This is a genomic window from Pseudomonas urethralis, from assembly GCF_021602465.1.
Classification (GTDB): Bacteria; Pseudomonadota; Gammaproteobacteria; order Pseudomonadales; family Pseudomonadaceae; genus Aquipseudomonas; species Aquipseudomonas vlassakiae.
This window is the reverse complement of record NZ_BQIJ01000063.1, coordinates 1-432: the sequence shown is the minus strand read 5'-3', so window position 1 is coordinate 432 and position 432 is coordinate 1. Positions and strand designations below refer to the sequence as shown.

Annotated in this window: 1 pseudogene; it reads right to left on the bottom strand. The window is 58.1% G+C overall.

What is annotated here, in order from left to right:
• Positions 1–432 (bottom strand): annotated as a pseudogene (locus L6D64_RS28205) (T6SS effector BTH_I2691 family protein); the annotation flags it as partial.

Below are 432 nucleotides of genomic sequence, written 5' to 3'. Positions count from 1 at the left end.
GCGCATCCAGCTCCAGTGTTCCTGCCGCGACTGTGATGTCTACCAATGCCATCTTGGCGGCATCATTCAACTGGTTGACGTTGAGCTTCACTTCCCTGGCCAACCGCTCATGCAGCTCATGCGCCGTACCCTCGACCCAAACGCTGACCGGGATGACCTGATGTGCGATTTTCGGGTCGAGCACGGCAAGGCTCAGCAAACCGGTCTGGATGATCGGTGTTACCTTGCTTGTTTGCCTGAATATGCCGGCCTTCACGTCTTCGAGGTCCGGCATCATCTGCGCCCGCGCCTCGGCCAGTTTCTGACTGGCGCTGTTCTGCAGTTCACGCAGGTGCGCACTCTGCAGGGCGTAGTACTCACCCAGCTTCATCTGCACCTGCAACTCGATCAGGTGCACACCGTTGTAAATTCGCTGGCTGGTGCTGTTCAGGT